Below are 8,029 nucleotides of genomic sequence, written 5' to 3'. Positions count from 1 at the left end.
ATATGCATGTTTTTATATGCATGTTTTTGTATGTATCGTGCGTTCAGTATAAACTCGCGCAGTATCGCGCTCTAATGCGTGACAAAACTCAGCACATGATTTGGGAGTCTTTTGTGAAACGAGTGTTCAAGCTTATTCTTGTCTCTACCTTTACCGTGGTTTTGACAGCTTGTGCGAATATGTCGGCCGGTAATTTGTTTAGTCACTACAGTGCGCAACACAATGTGACGTATCAGGCCGTGAAGAGCGGTCAATATGATAAAGCAGAGCAAAGTCTGGCTGAATTTGTCGCCGGGGATGTACTGGATAATTTTGAAAAAGGTCGAATCTATTTCTTAGCTGAAAATTACCCGCAGAGCCAAGCCAGTCTTACGGCAGGAGATAATGCAGTACGCATTCAACAAGATAAAGCGACAATATCAGTCACCGAGACGGCCAACAGTGTGGCTTCCATCGCCGTCAATGATAACCTAAAAAGCTATTATCCTGCGGACTATGAGCTTGGGTTTTTGCATTTGTACCTAGGTTTAAACTACCTTAAAGAGAATGATCTTGAAGGCGCTGTGATTGAGATGCGCCGTGCAAATCAGGTTCAAGAAAAAGCTCGACAAGATCGCCAATCAGAGCTTGAATCCGCACAAAGTTCGATTGAATCTCAAGGGTTGTCTCCTAATCTAGGTAGCGTGTTGTCAAATTACCCTGATGCGGGTGAGACATTACAAGCGGTGCAAAATGGTTATTTGCTCTACTTGTCTGGATTACTGTATGAAACTTCTCGAGAATATAACAGTGCGTATGTAGACTATAGAAGGGCTTTAGCAGTGATGCCAGATAACCCTCAAGTCGTCGATGCAACGATTCGCTTAGCAAAGCGGCTGGGTATGGGAAGTGATCTTGCACAGTTAGAAGAAACCTACGGGGTGCAAGCCACACTCAATGCGGATCAAGCACGGGTCATCGTATTGCAAGAACAAGGTGTCGTTAAAGCACTGCAAAGTTGGAAGCAAACTTTACCTATTTATGACAGTCGTGGTAACGGAGCTTTGTACTCTTTAGCGCTGCCATATTATGAGAATGATGTTTCACAACGTTTTAGTTCGATTACATTAAATGGCAAAGACGTATCCGAGCATCAATTGGCTGATGTTAATTTGATGGCTCAAAGAGATCTCTCTGAAAAAATGCCGTCGATGATTATTCGCCAAGCGCTCAGAGTGTATGCGAAAGATCAGCTACGTAAAGAGGCAGCACAAGAAGATGATGTCGTTAACCTACTCTTTAATGTTTGGAATAAACTGACGGAGCAACCGGATACAAGAAGCTGGCAAACGCTCCCTGGTGAAATAGTATCGAGCAGTGAAATTGTCAGCGCTGGCGAACAAGTGGTTGATGTCAGTGGTATTGAGTATAAGTTTAACCTGGAGGCAGGTCGAACAGCTTTGGTTTGGGTATCACGTCAAGGCGAGGCTGCCACGGTATGGCATAAACAATTAGGGAGATTGTAATGAAACAGATGGTCATGAAACATTGGTTTTTGGTTTTCTGCGCGACATTGTTCATCAGTGGCTGTGCAGACAATACTGCAGGACTTAGGGTCGATGGGGCAACTCAAAACGTCATTTTTGGTGATAATGTCCTAGGTACGCGTTTAGTTATTGATGATATCGCGACAACAGAAGTGGACGGTCGTGCACGAGGTGTTGTAAGGGTCACCAGCAATTATACCGGTGATCAGCACGTGCAGTATCGATTCTACTGGTATGACGACGAAGGTTTAGAAGTTAATACCAAGCTTTCACCATGGCGTAAAGCAATCGTGCGAGGGTTTGAGTCAATCGCATTATCAGAAGTGTCAATCAATCCTAATGGGACACAGTTTCGAGTACAAATTCGTGAGTTAGACAATTAACTGTACGGCATCAGATACATTTCAAAATGAATGAGAGCAATGTCGCGTTAAGTGCGGATTGTTTTTGTAAGTTATAAACCTTCTCATTACCGAGGAAAAGGAATCAACATGAAAAAAAGTGTCATAGTACTGCTAGGTTTAGCGGTTATTCTAGGTGGCTGTTCAAACAAAGTGAGTTACGGCGATTCACAAGCGGTCGAAACGACGACGGTTGATTTTGGGTCTACTGATCTGCAAACCATCGCAGGTGAAATGATCGATAGTATGATGATGTCAGGCTCTGTGGCTGTCATTACTCAAGATTCGCGCCCAATCGTTTTTGTTGAACGAATCAAAAACAAAACAACAGAACATATTGATACTGAATCGATTACCGATTCGATCAGCACCAAAATGCTGAACTCTGGTAAGTTCCGCTTTGTCGATATGGACCGCGTTGAGTCGGTTCGAGATCAATTAAACTTTCAGAACAATGATGAGCTAGTGAATCAAAGCACGGCTATTCAATTTGGTAAAATGGTCGGCGCTCAATATATGCTTTACGGTAACCTTTCAAGTATCGTAAAAAATGCGGGCAGTGATAAAGACGTTTACTACAAAATGACCATGCGACTCATGGATTTAGAAACTGGCCTAATTGAGTGGGCTGATGAAACTGAGATTCGCAAACAGGAATCTAAGAGCTTTCTAGGTATGTGATCGAACAAATTAAAGAGGTGAACTATGGCCAGAATGTCGTGGCAAGAAGCTTGTCTGTTAGACGTGTCGCTACAATCGTTAGATCACTTCTTTAATTGCTGCCCTATCTATGCGCAAACATTAACCGGGGGGTTAACCAATCGTTGTTGGAAAGTGGTGTTGCCCAACAACGATTGCTATGTTTGGCGACCAATTACCCCCATTACCACCGCCTTTGCTATTTCTCGTATTCAAGAATATCAGCTCCTCTCATCCATTGAATCTTCTCGTCTTGGCCCTAAAGCAATTTTTGTTAATGAACATGGTTTGCTGGTCGAGTGGATTGAGGGTGAATCGCTCGCCTCTGGCTTGAATTTTGACTCATTATTGAAAACCATGGTGGCGATTCATTCACTTGATACGTCGCGTGCTCCCGTTGCGCCATTCAGTTTTACCGCTAGAGTCGATCATTATTGGTTGCAGATTGCAGAAAAATATAAGAATGAAGACCTCAAGTCCCTGTATCAACGTTATAGAAGTGCGCCGAGTTTGCCCGATGTGGGTACGGCATTATGCCATTTCGATTTGGCTGGTTACAATATGGTCAAGACAGAGTCGAGCCATCGGGTTATTGACTGGGAGTACGCATCGATCGCGGACCCTAGACTAGACCTGACATTGAGTATTCATGTGGCCCAGCAGCAACCTTTAGAATCGGTATATCGATACTGCCAGTTACGAGAAATCGAGGGAGTGGATGACTGGGTCGAAGGTGTTCTAGCTTGGCTGCCACGCATTCAAATGATGTCAATGTTATGGTATCAACTGGCTTATCAGCTTTGGGGAGACGATCAATTCTTAATCGAATCTCAATCTCTGATAGCCGCATTCCATGGTGGCAGCGTCACTCACGTTAAATAACCGCTTAATATTTGAATATGCCGATTTACAGCGTGAATTTTTGATGAATTATTATGCAGACTTGCGTCAAGATCACTGTTTTATCGTTTGAATAGAGTAATTCTAAGTGGAAGCCTTTAAAACCATACTTTTCGTGGTAGATTGAGAGAAAACGGGGAACGTTATTATGATTATATATTTACATGGATTTGATTCTACAAGCCCTGGGAATCACGAGAAAATATTGCAGCTTCAGTTTATTGACGAGGATGTCCGATTCATTAACTACAGCACGCTCCACCCGAAACATGACATGCAGCATCTACTTAAAGAAGTGCATAAAGTCATCGAGCAAGCTAAAGATGAAAAAACGTTTATTTGTGGTGTTGGCTTAGGCGGGTTTTGGGCAGAACGAATCGGATTCTTGTGTGGTATTAAACAGGTTATTTTTAACCCTAATTTACACCCAGAGCGAAACATGGCCGGTAGAATTGACCGTCCAGAAGAATATGAAGACATTGCGACGAAGTGTATTGAGAAATATCGTCTGAAGAATAAAGGTCGCTGTTTAGTGATTCTATCGACCAGTGATGAGATACACGACAATAAGCAAACCGCTCAAGAGCTTGAAGAGTTTTACGATATTATTTGGGACGAAAATCAAAGCCATAAATTTGCTAAGATATCTCAGCACCTTCAAGCAATGAAGACGTTCAAAGACAGTTAATTAATACTTTGAAAGATTATTTAATGGGTATTATGTCGTTGCAGGTCATCCCACAATAACGCTGTGCACTCGCATGGCGTTTTTCTTCGTTCAACATTGCTCTATTTCTCAGTTGCCATCCTGATTTTCATCTATATAATAGCACTTATAAAAATTATTTGATAAATATCAATAAAAGTTTAAAGAAGCCTCTGCTTCCTTTCGCGCTATGCGTGACCAAGCCCAATTAACGTTGTTTGTAACGATTCAGACCCTACACGAACGAATTTTTTACTTTGAAGATTTCAGGGTAAGCGAAGTATTTTTCATAATTAAGGAATGTTGTTATGGCACATATTATTGTCGTCGGTGGTGGTGCGGGTGGCCTTGAATTAGCCACTAAGCTCGGTAGGACACTGGGGAAGAAAAGAACAGCCAAAGTTACACTCGTTGATCGTAAAGCCAGTCACCTCTGGAAACCCTTATTGCATGAAGTGGCAACCGGATCTCTCGATGCAGGTGTTGATGCGCTTAGCTATCGCGCCCATGCTAAAAACCACTGTTTTGATTTTCAGATGGGCAGCTTAGAGAGCATTGATCGTGAGTCGAAAAGCATTACTTTAAGTGAATTGAAGGATGAGCAGGGTGAGCTTTTGATGCCAAGTCGTCAGCTTCAATACGACATCCTTGTTTTAGCCATCGGTTCAACGTCAAATGATTTCAACACCCCTGGAGTACGTGACCACTGTATTTTCCTAGACAGTCCTGAACAGGCGCATCGCTTTCGTACTGAAATGAACAACGAATTTTTGAAGCTTCATGCCAATAATGGTAATGGTTGCGTCGATATTGCGATTGTAGGTGCAGGTGCGACGGGGGTTGAGCTGTCTGCTGAACTTCACAATGCGGTTAAAGAACTTCGTACTTACGGATTTGGTGATCTAGATTCTAGCAAGCTTAACGTGAACTTGGTCGAAGCAGGGGAGCGTATACTTCCGGCTTTACCACCACGTATATCAAGTGCTGCTCACTTGGAACTGACTAAACTTGGCGTGAATGTACGTACAACGACTATGGTCACGAAAGCCGAATCAGATGGCCTAGTGACGAAAGATGGCGACAAAATTAAAGCCAAGATAATGGTTTGGGCGGCAGGGATTAAAGCGCCTGACTTTATGAAAGACATCGCGGGCCTTGAAACTAACCGCATCAATCAATTGGTGGTGACTGATACGCTTCAAACGACACGTGATGAAACAGTTTTTGCGATTGGTGATTTGGCCCAGTGCACACAAGAAGATGGTTCATTTGTTCCACCTAGAGCGCAAGCTGCACATCAAATGTCTAGCCATGTGTACAAGAACATTGTTGCTCTGCTCGCTAACAAACCGCTTAAACCTTATGTCTACAAAGATCATGGTTCATTAGTTTCACTGAGCCGCTTCTCGACCGTGGGTAGCTTGATGGGGAACTTAACCAAAGGCTCTATGATGGTCGAGGGACGTATTGCTCGAGTGGTCTATATTTCGCTGTATCGTATGCACCAAATGGCGTTACATGGCGCGATCAAAACAGGGCTAATGATGTTAGTGGGTCGAATTAACCGTGTGTTAAGACCAAACTTAAAACTTCACTAATTTCTTGAGTGATTGAACGCAATAAAAAGAAGAGCATGTTCGCTCTTCTTTTTTTGTCTTTAGAGCTTGGTTATTTGTATGAGTCGCTACTTATTTATGTCTTTTGGTATGATTGAAAACACCAAGCCATCTCTGGGCTCACCATCAAAGATAAAACGATTCCGCGCTAGGGTTTCCTGTTTTGCGCCGCAGCGTTGTGCCACAGAATGACTAGGTTTGTTGCTGGGATCACAAACAATTTCCACACGAGAAATCTTTAATATGTCGAAGCAAAAATCAAGCACGGTTTGTATTCCTTCTTTGGCATAACCTTTACCTTGATGTTCGTCGGCAACCCAATAGCCAATACTGGCCATATTGTAAGTATGATAAAGTTCATTCACCGCAACCATGCCAATCAACACCCCATCGGTATGACGAAATAGCCCAAACCCATAGGCATCACCTCTTACCCAATTAAGACGAGTAGCGAGTAGAAAGCGCTCACTTTCTTGTAATGAAAAGTGTGGATGGCACCAGTCAACCCACTGGTGAAGCGAGTTTGAACGACCAACGCAAAGCATAAACTGCTCCGCTTCGGTGGGTTGAATCAATCGCAATGTCAGGCGTTGAGAAGAGAGGGAGAATTGAGGGGTCATGAGGTCACTACTGCTTGCTTAAGTTAGAATTGCTTGCTTAAGTTAGAATAACGCCCTCGTTAGAGGGCGTGATTAATTAACCTTTCTCGACACGACGGACTTGAATGACAATACCCAACAATGGGTGGTCTAAGTAGTGTGTTTCAGTGCTGCGCATACGACGCTTTTGGTCCATTCTGTAACTCTTTAAATACTGTTCGGTGGTGATGGTTGGGGAGACAGTTTCCATATTTCCAGCCAAAACCGTCGCTTTTTCAGTGTCGGAGATCACTAGCCCTGACTCGGGCTGATTCTGCTCGAGTTGCTGTACATCAAAGTCGTCGTCAAGCTGTGTCTCTTCAAACGCCACTTTTCTAATGCTTGGGCTTTTGAGATCCAATTGTGTTTCCGCATAGAGATAATGCTGAACATAAATTTGAAGTTTACCTTCCAGTTCGTACAAAGGACGATCAAAGTTTTCTTCAATAACACCTTCTACGGGTGAGACTTCACTAAACGCAATCTTTTCAGAGCCATCTGGGTTAAAGCTGGCGGCATAGTCGCTACCCGCTTGAATATGAAACACCGGAGCTGAACCTCGACCTTGATCGCCTTGTCGCCATGCTTTATGCAAAAGAACGTCGAATCCGGCATGCTTTTTTAATGACTGAACTTGATCAGTCAGATGATATTCACCGTAAGGAAGCATGGATACCTTTTTGATATCACGAAACTCTGAATCGGAAAACTTACCTGCTCTACTGAGGTCAAGCTCAGGTAACGATACTGGCCAAGACTCGCTGGTTTTTTCGGCGTCGACAGCACGTTTAAAAATGATCACTTCTATATCAAATTGTCTCTCAGCCAATGTCGGCATCGAAACCAAAAAGAGCAGCAGTGGGATCAGTTTTTTCATTTTAACTCCATCAATTAGTCACAATAACTAATTTTAAATAATCAAAGGCTACTTATACTTTAGGAAGAACGTTCTGCTGAAATTCAGACAGCATGTCCACAACAAAGCTCACCCGTTTACGCCTATCTACCAATGGTACCGTAAACTTAAGCTTAGTTGGGCCTTCCATAGTAAATTTTTGTGGCTGAGCTTGTAATAGTTTAACCAAAAACATCGGATTAATGTCAGCATCGGGATAGAACTCAATGTATCCCCCTTTCTCGTGCGCTTCGATTTTCTTCACTTTTATCGCGGCAGCATCAAGCTTAAGTTCTGCAATTGAGAGCAGGTTTTTCGTAGCGTCTGGCAATGTGCCAAAGCGATCGATAAGTTCTACTTTCAATTCCGCTAGCTCATCCACATTACTGACGCTGGCAATTTGCTTATACATCGATAGGCGAGTATTCACATCCGGGATATAGTCATCGGGAAGCAAGGCCGGTAGCCGCATTTCGACTTCTGTTTGGTCCCGTAGTAGCTCTTCTAAAGAGGGTTCTTTCCCCTCTTTCAGCGCTTCGACGGCTTGCTCTAGCATTTCCATATAGAGGTTGAACCCAACCGACTGGATTTGACCACTCTGCTCATCACCTAACAGTTCACCCGCCCCCCGAATTTCAAGGTCGTGAG

General features: G+C 43.3%; 9 protein-coding genes. 6 read left to right on the top strand and 3 right to left on the bottom strand.

All coding sequences use genetic code 11. The features are described from left to right. The first annotated feature begins 74 nt into the window (after positions 1 to 74). From ACP45E_RS08115 to ACP45E_RS08090, 6 genes are all read left to right on the top strand, one after another. On the top strand, positions 75 to 1,505 hold the full coding sequence (locus ACP45E_RS08115) for a COG3014 family protein (protein ID WP_017037017.1): 1,431 nt from the start codon (positions 75 to 77) through the stop codon (positions 1,503 to 1,505). Then, a complete protein-coding gene (locus ACP45E_RS08110) occupies positions 1,505 to 1,909 on the top strand; it encodes a YcfL family protein (RefSeq protein WP_017033854.1) in 405 nt (134 codons plus the stop codon). The genes ACP45E_RS08115 and ACP45E_RS08110 overlap by 1 nt, the downstream gene beginning before the upstream one ends. Positions 1,910 to 2,017: 108 nt before the next feature. After that, entirely contained in the window at positions 2,018 to 2,608 is a 591-nt protein-coding gene (lpoB, locus tag ACP45E_RS08105) for a penicillin-binding protein activator LpoB (RefSeq protein ID WP_017033853.1), read from the top strand. Positions 2,609 to 2,632: 24 nt separating this feature from the next. After that, positions 2,633 to 3,508, top strand: a complete 876-nt coding sequence (locus ACP45E_RS08100; protein ID WP_017033852.1) for a phosphotransferase — start codon at positions 2,633 to 2,635, stop codon at positions 3,506 to 3,508. Positions 3,509 to 3,674: 166 nt separating this feature from the next. Next, positions 3,675 to 4,214, top strand: a complete 540-nt coding sequence (ycfP, locus tag ACP45E_RS08095; protein WP_017033851.1) for an alpha/beta hydrolase YcfP — start codon at positions 3,675 to 3,677, stop codon at positions 4,212 to 4,214. Positions 4,215 to 4,540: 326 nt separating this feature from the next. Next, positions 4,541 to 5,830, top strand: coding sequence for an NAD(P)/FAD-dependent oxidoreductase (locus ACP45E_RS08090; RefSeq protein WP_017033850.1), 1,290 nt, complete (start codon positions 4,541 to 4,543; stop codon positions 5,828 to 5,830). Between the two features lie 86 nt (positions 5,831 to 5,916). Here the strand turns inward: ACP45E_RS08090 and ACP45E_RS08085 are convergent, their stop codons facing one another. The 3 genes from ACP45E_RS08085 to ACP45E_RS08075 all read right to left on the bottom strand — a co-directional run. Then, entirely contained in the window at positions 5,917 to 6,468 is a 552-nt protein-coding gene (locus ACP45E_RS08085) for a GNAT family N-acetyltransferase (protein ID WP_017037018.1), read from the bottom strand. A gap of 76 nt (positions 6,469 to 6,544) precedes the next feature. Then, a complete protein-coding gene (locus tag ACP45E_RS08080; RefSeq protein ID WP_017037019.1) occupies positions 6,545 to 7,363 on the bottom strand; it encodes a peptidoglycan binding protein CsiV in 819 nt (272 codons plus the stop codon). A gap of 52 nt (positions 7,364 to 7,415) precedes the next feature. Beyond that, positions 7,416 to 8,029: TRCF domain-containing protein (locus ACP45E_RS08075; protein ID WP_347229976.1), on the bottom strand; the 614-nt coding region annotated here is incomplete at its 5' end.

The organism is Vibrio genomosp. F10 str. 9ZD137 (genome assembly GCF_049974785.1).
Lineage (GTDB): Bacteria > Pseudomonadota > Gammaproteobacteria > Enterobacterales > Vibrionaceae > Vibrio.
Note: the sequence above shows the minus strand (reverse complement) of the source record. Positions and strands in the feature narration are given on the sequence as shown.